The sequence below is a fragment of the Aquimarina litoralis genome, assembly GCF_039523995.1.
GTDB classification, from domain to species: domain Bacteria; phylum Bacteroidota; class Bacteroidia; order Flavobacteriales; family Flavobacteriaceae; genus Aquimarina; species Aquimarina litoralis.
Map to the genome: position 1 here is coordinate 148,468 of NZ_BAAAGE010000002.1, position 17,394 is coordinate 165,861.

The window sequence follows — 17,394 nt, forward strand, 5'->3', positions numbered from 1 at the left end:
ATTATTGATAACTGTTAAATAGAATTAACAAAAATGTAATAATTGTAAATTTTATTAGGATTTGAAAGAATTTAGTTACAATAATAATAGTGTAAAATCCGTTAGCGTTTTTTAGTTTTGCACATAATTTGGCGGAAAAAAGCTTTAAAAAAGTTTCACAAAATAGATAAAATAGGGTTTATGAAAAAACTTCTTACAAATAAATTACTTTTTATAATAATATTGTTTATCGGATCTTCAGTTTCTATGCATAGTCAAAGTCATAAAACAGCATTGTCAATCACTGGAGGTTATGTAGATGGTGGATTTGGTGGTTTGGCAACTTTGGATTATAAAGTAAATGAATTTGATTATTTACAGTTTGGTCTTCAAGGGAATTTTACAAAATTAGAAGTTGGTGAAATAAAGGTGCCTGTAAACTTATATTCATTTAATGCCGGATTCTTTTTTGATATTCTTAGAAATAATAAAAGAACTTTTGCGCTTTCTCTAGGTGCAGGAGGAACCGTTGGAAGTGAGGTTATAAATAGTGGAGATGAAAGACTTGAAAATGGTCAAACATTAGAGATAGAACCAAGTCAAATCGTTTTTGGAGCTTATGCAGGTTTGGATGCAGACATCTTTTTAATTCCTACCGTTGCTATTAATATAAAGGCACAAGAAATATATCATTTCAATAGCGAGATAGGAGAATTGACTCCTTATTTTGGTGTTGGGGTAAAACTGATATTAAAATAGATTAAGATATATTTTATTATCAAAATTTTATAATTATAAATAAAATCAATGAAAAAAACTTTTCAATACACAATAACAGCACTAGTATTTGTTTTCATACTAATTGCTTGTAACAAAGAAATTACAGAAGATTTACTAGTTTTTTTTAGGGTAGAGTTCAACGAAACAACTTTTGAAGCCTTTGTTGACACAGAAGAAGAAACTACATTTACCATTTCAGGTGTTGATGACATCGCGGCAGGAGATTATCAAATAAAATATGATGTTACAGAGGGGGCAGGCTCTTATTTCTTAAATGAAATAGAGATATCTGAAAATGAATTTGTTGATCTACCAGCCGGACCTGAATTTACCATAGAGTATGTTGGGACTTTAGTTGGTGTTAATAAAGTTACAGTAACATTAAGAGATGCGCAGGAAAGAGAAGAAGAATTTGTTTTAACATATAATGTGAATGATACAGATTTTACTTTCGATGTAGTGCCTAGCTCGGAAACGACTTATGTGAGTGGTGAGATTGATTTAGATTTGTCTATTGAAGAAATTAGCAGTGCGACTTATGAAATAGAGTATACATTCATTTCACCTACTGATATAACTACAGAAGGAACAGGTACGATTAGTGTTGATAACACGGATTTGGAGCCTGATACCCTGAGGGAGATTGCAGTTGGGGATTCTAGATGGCGCTTTACAGGAGTTACTTTAGGAACAGTAGATGTTGAATTCACGGTTACGAGTAGTTTAGGTGTATCTAAATCTAAATTATTAAATATCGTTGTCGGTGAAACTCCTGATTTTACATTTACAGCAACTTTAGTTGATATAAATGCTACTGTATTTACAACAAATTCAGATGCTGCTATTAATTTTAATATAACGGAAACAACCGGAATGTCTAACTATGTTATGAATTATAGTACTTCTAATACGGGAAGCTTAATGTATAATGGAGAAACTTTTGAACCTGGGGATAATATTCCTATTCAGGTAGGAGAAAGTATTGGTACTTATGTGGGTACTATTGAAGGGGAACATATTTTAGGTTTTCAGGTAGATAATTCAAATACAGTTACTGTATCAAGAGAAGCTTCTTTAACTTTGACATATAGAGATCCGGACGGAACTCCACCAATGATCGAATTAATAGGTGCAGCTGAAATTACTATAAACGTAGGAGAGACATTTGTTGATCCTGGTGCAACAGCTACAGATGATATAGACGGAGATATTTCAGCTAGTATTACAGTTGCTGGTTCTGTAGATGTTAATGTTCCTGGTACTTACACCTTGGTGTACAGTGTTCAAGATTCTTCAGGAAACACTTCAACGGTGAATCGTATTGTAATTGTTATTGATAATGTTGCCCCAGTAATTACAATAACAGGAGATAATCCATTGATTGTATTACAAGGAAACCCTTTTAATGATCCCGGTGCTACAGCTACAGATAATGTTGATGGAGATATTACTTCGCAGATTCAGGTAACCGGGTCGGTTGATACTAATACAGTTGGAACTTATGAATTAACTTACACGGTAAGTGATACTGCCGGTAATCAGGTTTCAGCCTCTAGAACGGTTAATGTTATTAATGATAACCCACCAGTTATTACCTTAGTAGGAGATAATCCTTTAGAGGTTAGTTTTGGTGCTACTTTTACTGATCCTGGTGCAACAGCTTCAGATGATCTTGATGGAGATTTAACTGATCAGATACAAGTAAGTGGGGCAGTGGATGTAACTATACTTGGTTCTTATACACTTGTGTATAGCGTTACCGACTCGTCTGGAAATAATGTAGAAGTGACTAGAACTGTTAACGTTATTGATAATACTAGTCCTGTTATTACCTTAGAGGGTGCCAATCCTTTTATTCTGAATATTGGAAATACTTTTACAGATCCTGGCGCTAATGCTAGTGATAATGTAGATGGTAATATAACAGCGGACATCACAGTATCAGGAAGTGTGGATGTAAATACACCAGGAGATTATATATTAACTTATAGTGTTACAGATTCTTCAAACAATACTGCTACAATAACAAGAACTGTTAGGGTAATAGATAATGTGCCACCGGTTATTACATTAATTGGTGCATCTACAATAACAGTACTGCAGGGTGCAAGCTATAATGATCCTGGAGCAACTGCATCGGATAATGTAGACGGTAATATTACAGCGTCTATTCAAACTACAGATAATGTAAATGTAAATGTACCTGGATCATATACAGTACAATATAATGTGCAGGATGCTGCCGGAAATAGTGCAGCAGAAGTTGTAAGATCCGTAATTGTAGAATCTAATATAAACTTTAATCTATCCACCGGAGTTCTTACAGCACCTTCTGGGGCTACAGTTGAGTTAACAATGACATCTGGAGGAGATACCAGTGGAAATGCTAATATTAGAGCTGAAAATTCTGCTGGAGCTAGTTTAGGTATTGGTATTACTTGTTGGGGATTACCAAATGGAACACAGTGTTTAGATGCTGATGGAGATGGCCAAGACGAAACTAGTGGTTTTACTTTCTCAATGCCTTCTGACGGTATAGCTAATTTTACAGGATCTCATAATCCAGATGCGGGCTCAACAGGTAACGGAACAAGTTTTACTATTACAGTAAACGGAAATTTGATTTTTCAGGATAATATGACCGCTGGAAATGGTATACCGCGTTAGTATAAAATTCTAAATAATCTTATAAAAAAACCTCGGAAATAATTTCCGAGGTTTTTTATTATAAAATATCCAGTACTTTTTCTGGTGGTCTTCCGATAATAGCTCTCTTGTTTTTTATTACAATAGGTCTTTCGATTAATTTAGGATGGCTTACCATAATTTGTATCAGTTCATCATCTAGGAGATCTTTCCCTTTAAATTCTTGCTTCCATATGGCTTCATTAGTTCTTACTAATTCCATTGGTTTTATACCTAATAAGTTAATAATACCTTCAAGCTTATCTTTAGTAAGAGGTGTTTCTAAATATTTTATAATTTCTAAATCTTCCTTTTTGTCTTCAAGAATTGCTAAGCACTGTCTAGATTTACTACATCTAGGATTGTGATATATTGTTGTCATAATTATCTTTTAGTCTTCATTTTTTTGTCCCATCATCATAAGGTATGCTTTCAGAAAAGCGTCAATATTACCATCCATAACAGCATCTACATTTCCAGTTTCTTCCGATGTTCTTACATCTTTAACTAATTTGTATGGGTGCATGACATAATTACGAATTTGAGATCCCCATTCAATTTTCATTTTGGAGGCTTCAATCTCATCTCTTTGGGCCTGTCTTTTTTTAAGTTCCAGTTCAAAAAGTTGAGATTTTAGCATTTGTAATGCTTTTTCTCTATTATCATGTTGAGATCTGGAGTCAGAACATGATATTTGAATTCCGGTAGGGAAATGAGTAAGTTGAACTTTAGTTTCTACTTTATTAACGTTTTGTCCACCAGCTCCACTGGATCTAGATGTAATGATTTCGTAGTCCGAAGAATTGATCTCTATTTCAATACTGTCATCCGCTAGAGGGTAAACGTATATTGAAGCAAATGAAGTATGTCTTTTTGCATTGCTATCAAATGGAGAAATACGTACTAAACGGTGTACACCATTTTCTCCTTTTAACCAACCAAAAGCATATTCTCCTTCGATTTCTAAAGTCACTGTTTTAATACCGGCAACATCACCTTCTTGATAGTTTAACTCTTTTACTTTAAAACCTTGTTTCTCTGCCCACATTAAATACATGCGCATGAGCATACTTGCCCAGTCACAACTCTCGGTTCCACCAGCACCCGCTGTAATTTGAAGAACAGCGCTCATGCTATCACCTTCATCACTAAGCATATTCTTAAACTCTAGATTCTCAATTAAATCAAGAGCTTTTTGATGATTGTTGTTTACTTCTTCTTCTGTAGCATCCCCTTCTTTATAAAACTCAAACAATATTTCGAGATCATCGATAAGGCTTGCACCTTTTTCATACTCAGAAACCCATTTCTTTTCAGAGTTTAAAGCACGCATTATTTTTTCTGCTTCTTGGGCATCATCCCAAAAATCTGGAGCATACGTTTTTTCTTCTTCGTTGGCTATTTGGATTAGTTTGGCATCAATGTCAAAGATACCTCCTTAACGCAACCAGGCGCTCTCTAAGATCTTGTAAAGTCTCAGTATTGATCATATTTTGATTATATTTTTGACAAAAATAGGATTTAACAATTCAGTAGGAAATAATTTTGCTATTATTTTATAGTTTTAATTCTTTTGTAATTCACATTAATCATTTTTAAATGAGACTATATTTTTCTTGCTTCTTCTTAATAGTTGCACAATCGCTTTCAGCTCAGTTTTTAGATTCACATAAAGATTTAAAGTTATACAAAGGTTTCTTTGATTTTCATTATAGCGAGGGTAAAGATGCTATATATTTAGAAGTAAATAAACTGGATAAAGAGTTTTTATATGTTCACTCGTTAGCTTCGGGGCTTGGCTCTAATGATATTGGATTGGATAGAGGGCAAATAGGTAATGGTGTTATTGTAAAATTTATTAAAGCAGGAAATAAACTACTCTTGGTTCAACCGAATCAAAGATATAGAGCAATAACAAATAATAAATTAGAAAAGAAAAGTGTTGAACAGGCCTTTGCGAAATCAGTCTTATACGGTTTTAAAATAGAAGAAAATAAAAATGGTTCTTATGTAATTAATTTAACTCCATTTTTGATGCAAGACACACATGGAGTAATTAATAGATTAAAAAATCAAAATGAAGGTAATTATAGTATAGACAAGAGCAAAAGTGCATTAAGTTTGGGAAGAACTAAGGCATTTCCAAAAAATGTAGAATTTGAAGCACTTTTGACCTATAAAGGAACTCCCAAAAGAGGTAATATTTGGTCAGTTGCTCCCGATGCTAAATTTCTTACGGTTACTCAACACCACTCTTTTGTGCAGTTACCAGATGATAATTATAGAAAACGTGAATTTGATCCTAGAAGTGGAGCACTTTCTATATCCTATTTGGATTATGCCACTCCGATACAAGCACCTATCGTTAAGAGATATATTAAAAGACATCGATTAGAAAAGAAAAATCCAGAACTAAAGATGAGTGAAGCTAAAGAGCCTATCATTTATTATTTAGATCCTGGGACACCAGAACCTGTAAGGTCTGCATTATTAGATGGTGCTAGATGGTGGAATCAGGCGTATGAAGCGATTGGTTTTAAAAATGCTTTTCAGGTAAAAATGCTTCCGTCGGATGCTGATCCGATGGATTTACGATATAACGTAATTCAATGGGTGCATCGTTCTACACGTGGTTGGAGTTATGGAGCAAGTGTGGTAGACCCAAGAACAGGAGAAATTTTAAAAGGGCATGTAAGCTTGGGAAGTTTAAGAATTCGTCAGGATTTCTTAATAGCGCAAGCATTATCTAATAAACCTTTTGCTAATAATGATGATAATTACAAGCCTATGTTAGAAATGGCTTTAGCAAGAATAAGACAGCTATCTGCTCACGAAGTGGGGCATACTATAGGTTTTGCTCATAATTTTGCAGCCAGTACTAGTGATAGAGCATCCGTTATGGATTATCCGCATCCTACCATTAGATTAAAAGATAATCAGATTGATTTTTCTGATGCTTACGATACTAAGATAGGAGTTTGGGATAAAGTAACTGTAGCTTATAGCTATGCTGAGTTTAATAAAGCCGACGAGAAAAAGGAATTAAATAAGATTTTAGATAAGGCATATGCTTCGGGTTTACGTTTTATATCTGATAGTGATGCAAGACCGCAAGGAGGAGCTCACGGCTTAGCTCATTTATGGGATAATGGGAGTAATGCTTCTGAAGAATTAAAGAGTGTTTTAGAAGTAAGAAATCATGCGATTAATAACTTTTCTGTTGATAACATTAGAACAGGAGAGCCATATTCTGTTTTGGAAGATGTGTTTGTCCCATTGTATTTTTTTCACAGATATCAAACGGAGGCTGCAGTAAAATTAATAGGAGGGCTTAATTATAATTATGCAACAAAAGGTGATGGACAAACGATTGTAGAAGTAATTCCTGCAAAAGAACAAAAGAAAGCACTAGATCAGATTTTGCGTACTATATCTCCTGAAGTTTTAGCAATTCCAGAAAGTAAACTAGGGTTATTTCCACCTCGCGCTTTTGGTTATAATCGTACTAGAGAGTCTTTTAAAAGTAAAACAGGAGTAGGGTTTGATGCCTTAAGCGCTGCATCTACAGCAAGTGATATGAGTTTATCTTTGTTGTTAAATAACCAAAGAGTGTCTAGACTAGTACAACAGAGAAGTTTAAATAAAAATGCATTGGGGGCATCTGAAGTGATTGATAGATTGATACAACAAGTATTTAATTCGGAATCAAAAAGTGATTATTATAATGAAATACAGAACGTAGTAAAAAATAATACGTTAAAACATTTAATGAAATTAAGTAATGATAAAAACGCATATCCACAAGTACAGGCTATCGCTTATAATTCGTTGCAAAAAATAAGTTCTCTATTAAAATCTCAAAATGCAAACGTATTAAATAGAGTTTATAATGCCTACTATGTGAAACAGATAGAGAATTTTATAGCTAATCCTAAAGATTTTAAACCAATGTCATCACCTAAGATTCCTGATGGTTCTCCTATAGGAAGTTTCCAATGTAATTTTTAATAGTATTCGCGTATTACCAAAATAAATCTAAGAACTAAATTACTTATTCTAAAATATGATTATTGATCTCAGAAGTGATACTGTCACTAAACCAACTTCTCAAATGCTTGAAGCAATAATGAATGCCAAAGTAGGAGATGATGTATATAAAGAGGACCCAACAGTAAATTTATTAGAAGAAAAAATAGCGACCATGTTCGGTATGGATATGGCTTTGTTCTTTCCTTCTGGTAGTATGGCTAACCAAGCGGCAATTAAATTACATACACAACCTGGTGAACAACTTATTGCAGATAAATATGCTCATGTATATAATTATGAAGGTGGAGGTGTTTCGTTTAATAGTGGTGTGTCCTGTAAGTTGATTGATGGGCATAGAGGAATGATTACTGCAGATCAAGTGGAATCATCTATCAACCCACCAGATTTTTACCATAGTCCACTAACAAGTTTGGTGTGTATAGAAAATACTACTAATAAAGGAGGAGGAGCGTGTTACGATTTTGATGAAATTTTAAGGATAAAAAGTGTTTGTAAAGAACATAACTTGGGATATCATTTGGATGGAGCAAGATTATGGAATGCGATTATTGCTAAAAATCAGCGTTTTCAACAGTATGGAGAAGTGTTTGATACGATATCTGTATGTTTAAGCAAAGGTTTAGGAGCTCCTATGGGTTCTGTACTAGTCGGGAAAAAAGAATATATGCAAAACGCTATAAGAGTTAGAAAGGTATTAGGTGGAGGAATGAGGCAAGTAGGGTACATGGCTGCAGCTGGGATTTATGCCTTAGATAATCATATGGATCGATTAATTGAAGATCATAAAAAAGCTACAGAAATAGGTGAAGTGTTGGAAAAGTTATCCTTTGTGAAAAGTGTGGAACCAATAGATACGAATATAATTATATTCACTATAGATAGAAATGAAGAAGAATTTATAGCACAGATGGCAGAAAAAAACATTCATTTTTATGGGATGGGGCAAGGAAAGCTTAGGTTCGTTACTCATTTAGATTACACTACCCAAATGCATGAATATTTTGTAAACGATGTGTTGACGAAAGTTTAAAATAAAAAAGGCTGTTTGATGATCTCAAACAGCCTTTTAATTCTAATTAAGAATTTTATATCTCTTTTGTGTCCGCTCCAGGAGCATTTTCTTTTACAGAATTTATTCCGTTTTCCATTCCTGATTCAGAAGTATACATTTGACTACTTCCAATTATTTGACCATTTCCTGCTTTTAGATTAAAATAAAACTTACCGTCTTTTGAAGTTTTTCTTTCATATCTACCATCTTCAGATGAGTTTTTCTGTACAGAAGCAATTCCATTAACAGCCGCCGCCTTGCTATTATATACTTCGCTGCTCAGAATTACCTGTCCGTTTTTAGCTTTAAGCGTAAAATGAAAATTAGATCCCTCTTTATTTTTGAGTTCAAACATATTATAGTTGTTTTTTAAAATGTTAACTGATTTCTATAAAAGTATAGAAATAAAAGGAAAAACAAAAATGATTAAAACTTCAAAAAAGTACCTTTTTGAGCATTTTATCGAGTAAAAAAACAATACGTCGAAAATGCTTTCTTTTTTTGGAATCTTAATTTTAACATTTCTTTTTGATGTGGATAAATTTGTACCTTTAAGTGTAACATAATAATAACCACAAAAATCATCAAACATGAAAAATCGTATTTTACTTATTTTCCTTGCATTCGTAGGTGTAGCTGCACAGGCTCAAGACCTTCCTGCAAATCCAGAACCTGGAAAATGTTATGTACGTTGTACCACTCCTGATATTTATGAAAATCAAACAGTACAAGTACAACTAACACCTGAGTACAGAAAATTAAAAACATTTCCTGCTACATTCGAAAAGGTAACTGAAAGAGTTCTAGTAAAAGAGGAAACTAAGAAGTTTACTTACGTGCCTGCAAAATATAAAAATGAAACAGTAACTTTTATTAAGAAGCAAAAAGCATCTAAGTTATCTGTGATTCCTGCAAAATTTGGAAAAGGTTCAGAAACTTTAGAAATTAAGCCTGCCTATGCTCAATGGGAACTTGGTTCTCCTGCACCTGATTGTGCATCTAGTAACCCAGATGATTGTCGTTACTGGTGTTATAAAGGGTATCCTGCAGAATTTACTACAGTTGCAGTACAAACATTGACTTCAGATGCATCTACAAGTAGTACTCCAATAGATGAACTAACAAGTACTTATACTAAAAGAGTAATTGCTGAGCCTGCAAAAGTGATTGAAGAAGTTATTCCTGCAGAGTATGCAACAATTACTAAAACAGTAATGGTAAAAGATGCATATAGCGAAGAAGTAGTAGTTCCAGCTACTTTTAAATCAGTAAGCAAAGAAGTACTTACTCAAAAAGGAGGTTTAACTACTTGGAAAGAAGTTGAGTGTTCATTAGTAGAATATTCTGCTTTACCAATCAACTGGAATTTAGGTAGTGCTACGCTTACTTCTCAGGCAAAAAGTATAATCGATACTAGATTAATGCCAGTATTAGCAAATAATCCAGGAGCTAAAATGGAGATTGCATCGCATACGGATGCTAGAGGATCAAAGTCTAGTAACAAAAGTCTTTCTGAAAGAAGAGCGCAAGCAGTTGTAACTTATTTATTGTCTAAAGGAATAAACGGAAGTAGATTAGTAGCTAACGGATATGGAGAAACAAGATTAAAGAACAGATGTTCTGATGGTGTTTCTTGTACTGAGCGTCAGCATGCGGCTAACCGTAGAACTGAATTTAGATTGATTAACAACTAATTTACGGTTAAAGGAATAAAAAAAGGAAGCAATTTGCTTCCTTTTTTTATTTGTATAGATTCAGTTTATTTAAAAAGATCTAACCCTGGTATATTAGGCATTCCTTCTTTAGCAACTGCAGCTAATTCTGTCTCATTAACAGATGTAGCTTTGGCTATTGCCTTATTCATTGTTAGAATTAGATAATCCTCTAATTGTTCTTTGTCATTTAACAGCTCATCTGCAATAGAAATGCTTTTAACTTCTCTATTTGCTGTAATAGTAATTTTAAGTAGATTATCAGAACTAGATTCATCTACCATAACAGTATCTAATCTTTTTTTAGTTTCTTCAACTTTTTTCTGGGTTTCCTTTAACTTACCCATCATTCCCATCATATCTCCAAACATCGATTTTATTTTTTTAGAATTTATTAAGAACAAAATTAGTATTTTACCTGTTAATAAACTAAGAGATTTATGCTAAAAGTCTAAGGGTTATATAAATGGTAACTCTTACTTTTGCATCTTCGTATAGTTCAAATAAATATCAAGAAATTGCAGATAAAAATTAAGAATCCCGTTGCAGAAAAGAAAGCTACTCATTTAGAAAAACATGGTGATGTTCGTATTGATAATTATTTTTGGTTAAATGATAAGGAAAATCCTGAAGTAATTAAGTATCTAGAGCAAGAGAATGAGTATAACGAAAAGATGATGGGGCATACCAATGATTTTCAAAAAAACCTTTTTGAAGAAATGAAAAGTCGTATCAAAGAAGATGATTCCTCGGTACCATACAAACTAAATGGTTATTGGTATATAACTCGTTATGAAACTGGAAAGGATTATCCTATTTATGCAAGAAAAAAAGGAAGTCTCGATGCAAAAGAAGAAATTTTATTTGATTGTAATAAAGAGGCTGAAGGACATTCCTATTTTAAAATGGTAGGTCTAAATGTAAGTCCAGATAATACTTTAATCGCATTTGGTGTAGATACTTTAAGTAGAAGGAAATATACTATTAGAATTAAAAATCTGATTACTGGAGAGATATATCCTGAAATAATTGAAACCACAACAGGGGGAAGTACTTGGGCTGCAGATAGTAAAACCTTATTCTATACAAAGAAAGACGATGAGACCTTAAGGTCACATAAAATATATAGGCATATTCTTAATACAGATTCATCTAAGGATATAGAAGTGTATCATGAGTCTGACGACACCTTTAATACTTTTGTGTACAAAACCAAATCTAAACAATATTTGGTAATCGGTTCCAGTAGCACTTTAACATCAGAATATCATATTCTCAAGGCAGATGACCCTACAGGTGATTTTAAGGTGTTTCAGGAGCGTATTAGAGGTTTAGAATATGGAATAGCACATTATGAAGGTAACTTTTATGTGCTTACGAATGCAGATGAAGCTAAGAATTTTAAATTGATGCAAGTTTCCGAAGAAAATACTTCAAAAAAGTATTGGAAGGATCTTATTCCTCATCGCAAAGATGTATTGCTAGAAGATGTAGATATTTTCAAGGAGTATTTGGTAATCAGTGAGCGACATAATGGTTTAAATAAGATAAATATTAAAAGATGGGATGGTAAAGAAGATTATTATCTTCCTTTTGATAATGAAACTTATACCGCTTACGTTAGCACAAATGTCGATTTTGATACTAAAATCCTTAGATACGCTTACAATTCTTTGACTACGCCAAATTCTGTAATTGATTTTGATATGGAATCAAAAGAAAAACATGTCAAAAAAGAACAAGAAGTTTTAGGTGGAAAATTTGATAAAGCTAATTATGTTTCCGAACGTGTATGGGCAAATGCCAAAGATGGAACTCGGATTCCGATTTCATTAGTTTATAAAAAAGGAATTAAAAAAGATGGGAGTAATCCTTTGTTACAATATGCTTATGGATCTTATGGCTCTACGATAGATCCGTATTTTTCTACAGTGAGATTAAGTTTATTAGATAGAGGATTTATCTATGCAATCGCTCATATTAGAGGCGGAGAGTATCTTGGTCGTTCGTGGTATGAAGATGGTAAACTATTTAAAAAGAAGAATACATTTACTGATTTTATAGATTGTTCGAGGTTTTTAATAGATGAAGGATATACTTCTACAAAACATCTCTATGCTATGGGAGGTTCTGCAGGAGGCCTATTAATGGGAGCTATCGTGAATATGGCTCCTGAGTTATATAATGGAGTTGTAGCAGCAGTTCCTTTTGTAGATGTAGTGACTACTATGCTAGATGATACAATTCCGTTAACTACTGGCGAGTACGATGAGTGGGGAAACCCTAATGAAAAAGAATATTATGAATATATGAAATCGTATTCTCCGTATGACAATGTTGTAGCTCAAAGTTATCCTAATATGCTGGTTACGACAGGTTTACATGATTCTCAGGTTCAATATTGGGAACCTGCAAAATGGGTTGCTAAACTTCGGGAATTAAAAATAGACGAAAACTTATTGTTATTACATACAAATATGGAAGCAGGTCATGGTGGAGCTTCGGGAAGATTTGAAGCTTTAAAAGAGGTAGCTGAGGAATATGCTTTTTTATTAGATTTAGAAGGTATAAATCATTAATTAAAAAAATTAACGTAACTTCGTAATGTTTTTCTAGCAGTATATAGACTCCCCTCACTAAGTTCTATTTACTTGTTAAAACACAACCCTTATGAAAGAAAATATACAAGCTTATAATAATGTTTTAGAGCTTATAGGTGACACACCACTTGTAAAATTAAACAGAGTTATGAAAGGCTATCCTGGGAATTTCTATGCGAAAATAGAATCATTTAATCCAGGGCATTCTACTAAAGACAGGATAGCATTATACATTATAGAACAAGCAGAAAGAAAAGGTATACTGAAACCAGGTGATACCATTATTGAAACTACAAGCGGTAATACTGGATTTAGTCTGGCAATGGTAAGCGTGATTAAAGGATATGATTGTATTCTTGCAGTTAGTTCCAAATCTTCAAAAGATAAAATCGCTATGCTTAAAAACATGGGAGCAAAGGTCTATGTTTGCCCAGCACATGTTAGCGCGGATGATCCTCGATCTTATTACCAAGTTGCAAAAAGGTTACATGAAGAAATAAAAGGTTCTGTTTATATCAATCAGTATTTTAATGAGTTAAATATTGATGCTCATTATAATTCTACGGGGCCTGAAATATGGAAACAAACTGGAGGTAATGTTACTCATTTTGTTGCTTGCTGTGGGACAGGAGGTACTATTTCTGGAACTGCAAGATATTTAAAAGAACAAAATAGTGACATACGTGTTCTAGGTATTGATGCTTATGGATCAGTATTAAAAAAATATCACGAAACTAAGGAGTTTGATGAAGACGAGATTTATCCTTATCGAATAGAAGGTTTAGGGAAAAACCTAATACCTACCGCTACGGATTTTGATATTATTGATAAATTCGAAAAGGTAAGTGATGAGGATAGTGCGCATACTGCCAGAGAATTGGTTAGAAAAGAGGGGATGTTTCTGGGATATACCAGTGGTGCGGCAATACAGGGTATAAAGCAATTAGCTAAACAAGGCGAGTTTGACGAAAATAGTAATGTAATTGTAATATTGCCTGATCATGGATCTCGTTATATGAGTAAAGTATTTAGCGATGATTGGATGATGGAACAAGGATTTTTTGATAGTGTACATGAAGAAGATGCTACGAAAGTCCAGTTTGTGAAATAAAATTTAATAAAAAATAAACTAGAGCATCTGATAGTTTACAGATGCTTTTTTTGTGAAAAATAGATATTGTAGTGAATTGGTATATTATTATGGTATCACGTCAATTTTCTGTATTTTCGCACACTTAAAGAAATCAAATTTACGGTAGATGAGAGATTTATTTGATAAAATATACAAAGACAAAGGGCCTCTAGGGAAATGGGCGGATCAAGCAGAGGGATATTTTGTATTTCCTAAATTAGAAGGTCCAATATCAAATAGAATGAAGTTTCAGGGTAGAGAAGTAGTTACCTGGAGTATCAATGACTATTTAGGACTGGCAAATATGGAGGAAGTCCGTAAAATTGATGCTGAGGCCGCTGCTGCTTATGGATCGGCATATCCAATGGGCGCTAGAATGATGAGTGGTCACACAGATCTTCATGAACAATTACAGAATGAACTTGCAGAATTTGTACATAAAGAGGCTGCTTATTTGTTAAATTTTGGATATCAGGGAATGGTGTCTACCATTGATGCATTGGTTAGTAAAGATGATATTATTGTTTATGATGTAGATGCTCATGCTTGTATTATTGATGGAGTTAGATTGCATCAAGGACAGCGATATACGTACAGGCATAACGATATAGAAAGTATCGAAAAAAACCTTATGAGAGCTACTAGAATGGCTCAGAAAACAGGAGGAGGGATATTATTAATCTCTGAAGGTGTTTTTGGAATGCGTGGTGAGCAAGGACGATTAAAAGAAATTGTAGCTCTAAAAGAGAAATATAACTTTAGATTATTTGTAGATGATGCTCATGGTTTTGGAACCTTAGGTGCTACAGGAGCCGGTACAGGTGAAGAACAAGGGGTACAAGACGATATCGATGTGTATTTTGCAACTTTCGCGAAATCTATGGCTAGTACAGGAGCATTCATCGCTGCAGATCAGGAAATTATAGATTATTTAAAGTATAATCTAAGATCTCAAATGTTTGCAAAATCATTACAGATGCAATTAGTTGTTGGTGCACTTAAGCGTTTAGATATGCTTAGAACTATGCCAGAACTAAAAGCAAAGTTATGGAGAAATGTAAACGCTTTACAAAACGGACTACGAGATAGAGGTTTTGATTTAGGAACTACACAAAGTTGCGTAACACCAGTATACTTGAAAGGTAGTATACCTGAAGCAATGGCATTGGTTAAAGATCTTAGAGAGAATCATGGAATCTTTTGCTCTATAGTTGTATATCCAGTGATCCCTAAAGGAATGATTTTATTAAGATTGATACCTACCGCTTCTCATACCTTAGAAGATGTAGAAGATACATTGAATGCTTTTTCGGCTATTCGAGAATCTTTAGAAAATGGAACCTATAAAAAGATGTCAGCTGCTCTTGCAGAAGCAATGGGAGAATAACGTATAACCAATTATATAACAAAAAAAAGCGCTATTTAATAAAATAGCGCTTTTTAGTTTCGTTATGGATAGCTTAAAATCACATACAATGTATCAATAAAACCTCCTCAATAACGAATATAAGTTCTAGAACATAACAAACTATTAGAGATGACTTCTCCATCTCCACATTTAATTTTTTGTAACTCCTATTTTTTTATTCTCGTATTTTCAATTTTTAAAATATTTTTTGAACATTATTAAAAGGTTTTCGAATCAATAATATTGATTTTAAAAAATGATTAAGAGTTATTTATAGAAAGTCTATCAAAATGTTTGTTTTCTGATAGCGATGCAAATGAAATTAACAGTTTGGTAATTCAAATGCGATCAAGGGATTAAAACAAACTCCAGTACAACAAATATGGTTTGTAATACAATCAGAGTCGTTATAACATAAGGAACGGCCTGTGTTTAGATGATCACCTCCTTTAATATTTTCTTGTACCGTTTTATTTAATTTTTGTACACCTTGAATTTTTAGAATGTTGAGTAACATAATTGAGAATTTTAAGTTTAAAAATGATTTGTAATGAAACAATAGTGATCTACCTATTTCTTATCGGCAGTGATATTCTGGACCTTGTACACATCTTCCATTAATACAAGTACAACGACCATCTGTATTAATAGAACAGTCTAAGGTTAAAGGTCCAAAATCACAATATGGACTGCTACCACCGTTAATAGATAATTGTTGTTGTTTTTGGAGTTCTTTAACTCCGTTTAAGTTTAAAATGTTTTTGATCATAACTATTTGGTTTAAAGAGATAATATTTCTTTCCAAAATAGTCTATAAATGGGGAAATTTTAAACTTTTTGTATTAAAAATCTATTAAAATAACTGAAGATTTGTTAAGAAAAATATTTTCTGTAAGTCCTTCTCATTTTATGCTGCTCATGTTCGTAGTCATTCCAAAGAGCCTGAATAGCCTTGTTTTCTTCTAATTCGGGATTGGTTTCTACCATTTCAATTCCGTTACGAATAAAGGTTTCGTTCATTTCCTTAAATATCAAAGCAGTAACACCTTTGTTTTGATATTCTGGATCAACCCCTATTAAGTAGAAAGCAGCGGTATCATTTCTGCGTTGCGCTTTAAGGATATGTAAAAACTTTAAGGGATAGATTTTACCATTCATTTTCTTTAAAGCTTTGGAAAAAGAAGGCATTACAATGGAGAAAGCGATGAGTTTTCCAGTGTTATCCGCAATACAGGTAATGTATTCTGGATTTAAGTAGGGTAGGTACTTTTTCTTGTACATTTCTACCTGATATTGTTGTATAGGCACAAAGGTCTGCAGACTGCTATATGTTTTATTAAGTAGATCAAACATATCATCAGCATATTTTAATAGCTCTTTACTCTTCCTGAACTTTAATAGTTGAAGTTGATAACGCTCCTTAATTATTTTCGCAAACTTAATAACCTTTTCTTTAGTTTCTTTTGGAACTTTAATTTTATATTCAACCCAAGTTGCAGCATCTTCAAAACCAAGTTGTTCCATATGTTCTTTATAATATGGATAATTATACCAAGTGATCATGGTATTAAGCTCTTCATACCCCTTAATAAGGATACCTGCTTTATCCATATTAGAAAAACCTACTGGCCCTTCCATATATTCTAAAGAATGTTGTTTTCCAAATTCAGTAACTTTTTCCAAAAGTGCTTTTGTAACTTCGATATCATCAATTACATCAAACCAACCAAAACGTACTTTTGCCTTTTTTTGTTCCTTTACCTCAATCCAATTGATAATAGCTGCTATTCTACCTACAATTTTATTGTCGCGATATGCTAAAAAGTATTTTGCTATTGCATTTTTAAAAACAGGATTCTTTTTTGGGTTCATTACATCCAATTCTTCCTTAATAATCGAAGGAACGTAATAAGGAGAGTCTTTATATAATTCAAAGGGAAACTTAACAAATGTGGTCAAATCTGCTTTGGAGGTAATTTCTTTTATGGTAATCATAC

15 protein-coding genes are annotated in these 17,394 nt (G+C 33.2%); 8 read left to right on the forward strand and 7 right to left on the reverse strand.

The window, feature by feature from the left end; genetic code table 11:
- Positions 1-180: 180 nt before the first annotated feature.
- On the forward strand, positions 181-738 hold the full coding sequence (locus ABD077_RS09620) for a conjugal transfer protein TraO (protein ID WP_343912111.1): 558 nt from the start codon (positions 181-183) through the stop codon (positions 736-738).
- A 48-nt stretch (positions 739-786) separates the two neighbouring features.
- Entirely contained in the window at positions 787-3,426 is a 2,640-nt protein-coding gene (locus tag ABD077_RS09625) for a DUF5011 domain-containing protein (RefSeq protein WP_343912112.1), read from the forward strand.
- Between the two features lie 58 nt (positions 3,427-3,484).
- Here the strand turns inward: ABD077_RS09625 and arsC are convergent, their stop codons facing one another.
- Entirely contained in the window at positions 3,485-3,826 is a 342-nt protein-coding gene (arsC, locus tag ABD077_RS09630; protein WP_343912113.1) for an arsenate reductase (glutaredoxin), read from the reverse strand.
- A gap of 9 nt (positions 3,827-3,835) precedes the next feature.
- Positions 3,836-4,934, reverse strand: a protein-coding gene (gene prfB, locus ABD077_RS09635) for a peptide chain release factor 2 (RefSeq protein WP_343912114.1) whose coding sequence is annotated in 2 segments (ribosomal slippage) — positions 3,836-4,870 and positions 4,872-4,934 — 1,098 coding nt in all. Because the reading frame shifts where the segments join, the coding sequence is not laid out codon by codon here.
- A gap of 109 nt (positions 4,935-5,043) precedes the next feature.
- Between prfB and ABD077_RS09640 the strand changes: the two genes are divergently transcribed.
- Both ABD077_RS09640 and ABD077_RS09645 read left to right on the forward strand, forming a co-directional pair.
- The gene (locus ABD077_RS09640) at positions 5,044-7,452 is read left to right on the forward strand and encodes a zinc-dependent metalloprotease (protein ID WP_343912115.1); all 2,409 of its coding nucleotides are present in this window, start codon (positions 5,044-5,046) and stop codon (positions 7,450-7,452) included.
- 55 nt (positions 7,453-7,507) lie between these two features.
- The gene (locus ABD077_RS09645; RefSeq protein WP_343912116.1) at positions 7,508-8,524 is read left to right on the forward strand and encodes a threonine aldolase family protein; all 1,017 of its coding nucleotides are present in this window, start codon (positions 7,508-7,510) and stop codon (positions 8,522-8,524) included.
- A 55-nt stretch (positions 8,525-8,579) separates the two neighbouring features.
- On the opposite strand, the gene ABD077_RS09650 is transcribed toward ABD077_RS09645, so the two are convergent.
- Positions 8,580-8,900 (reverse strand): YegP family protein, encoded by a 321-nt coding sequence (locus tag ABD077_RS09650; RefSeq protein ID WP_299602241.1) that lies wholly within the window; start codon positions 8,898-8,900, stop codon positions 8,580-8,582.
- Between the two features lie 235 nt (positions 8,901-9,135).
- Between ABD077_RS09650 and ABD077_RS09655 the strand changes: the two genes are divergently transcribed.
- Positions 9,136-10,239 carry an OmpA family protein gene (locus tag ABD077_RS09655; RefSeq protein ID WP_343912117.1) on the forward strand — a complete coding sequence of 368 codons (1,104 nt, stop codon included), beginning with the start codon at positions 9,136-9,138 and terminating at the stop codon, positions 10,237-10,239.
- 65 nt (positions 10,240-10,304) lie between these two features.
- On the opposite strand, the gene ABD077_RS09660 is transcribed toward ABD077_RS09655, so the two are convergent.
- On the reverse strand, positions 10,305-10,628 hold the full coding sequence (locus tag ABD077_RS09660; RefSeq protein WP_343912118.1) for a YbaB/EbfC family nucleoid-associated protein: 324 nt from the start codon (positions 10,626-10,628) through the stop codon (positions 10,305-10,307).
- A gap of 147 nt (positions 10,629-10,775) precedes the next feature.
- Between ABD077_RS09660 and ABD077_RS09665 the strand changes: the two genes are divergently transcribed.
- The 3 genes from ABD077_RS09665 to capB all read left to right on the forward strand — a co-directional run bounded on the left by ABD077_RS09665 (position 10,776) and on the right by capB (position 15,376).
- The gene (locus tag ABD077_RS09665) at positions 10,776-12,836 is read left to right on the forward strand and encodes a S9 family peptidase (protein ID WP_343912119.1); all 2,061 of its coding nucleotides are present in this window, start codon (positions 10,776-10,778) and stop codon (positions 12,834-12,836) included.
- A 91-nt stretch (positions 12,837-12,927) separates the two neighbouring features.
- Positions 12,928-13,968, forward strand: a complete 1,041-nt coding sequence (gene capA, locus ABD077_RS09670; protein WP_343912120.1) for a cysteate synthase — start codon at positions 12,928-12,930, stop codon at positions 13,966-13,968.
- A 148-nt stretch (positions 13,969-14,116) separates the two neighbouring features.
- Entirely contained in the window at positions 14,117-15,376 is a 1,260-nt protein-coding gene (gene capB / locus ABD077_RS09675; RefSeq protein WP_343912121.1) for a cysteate-C-fatty acyltransferase, read from the forward strand.
- A gap of 343 nt (positions 15,377-15,719) precedes the next feature.
- Here capB and ABD077_RS09680 read toward each other — a convergent pair whose 3' ends face one another.
- From ABD077_RS09680 to ABD077_RS09690, 3 genes are all read right to left on the reverse strand, one after another.
- Positions 15,720-15,914, reverse strand: coding sequence for a hypothetical protein (locus ABD077_RS09680; protein ID WP_343912123.1), 195 nt, complete (start codon positions 15,912-15,914; stop codon positions 15,720-15,722).
- A gap of 60 nt (positions 15,915-15,974) precedes the next feature.
- A complete protein-coding gene (locus ABD077_RS09685) occupies positions 15,975-16,166 on the reverse strand; it encodes a hypothetical protein (protein WP_299895914.1) in 192 nt (63 codons plus the stop codon).
- Between the two features lie 104 nt (positions 16,167-16,270).
- Entirely contained in the window at positions 16,271-17,392 is a 1,122-nt protein-coding gene (locus ABD077_RS09690) for a GTP cyclohydrolase (protein WP_299602221.1), read from the reverse strand.
- Positions 17,393-17,394 lie beyond the last annotated feature (2 nt).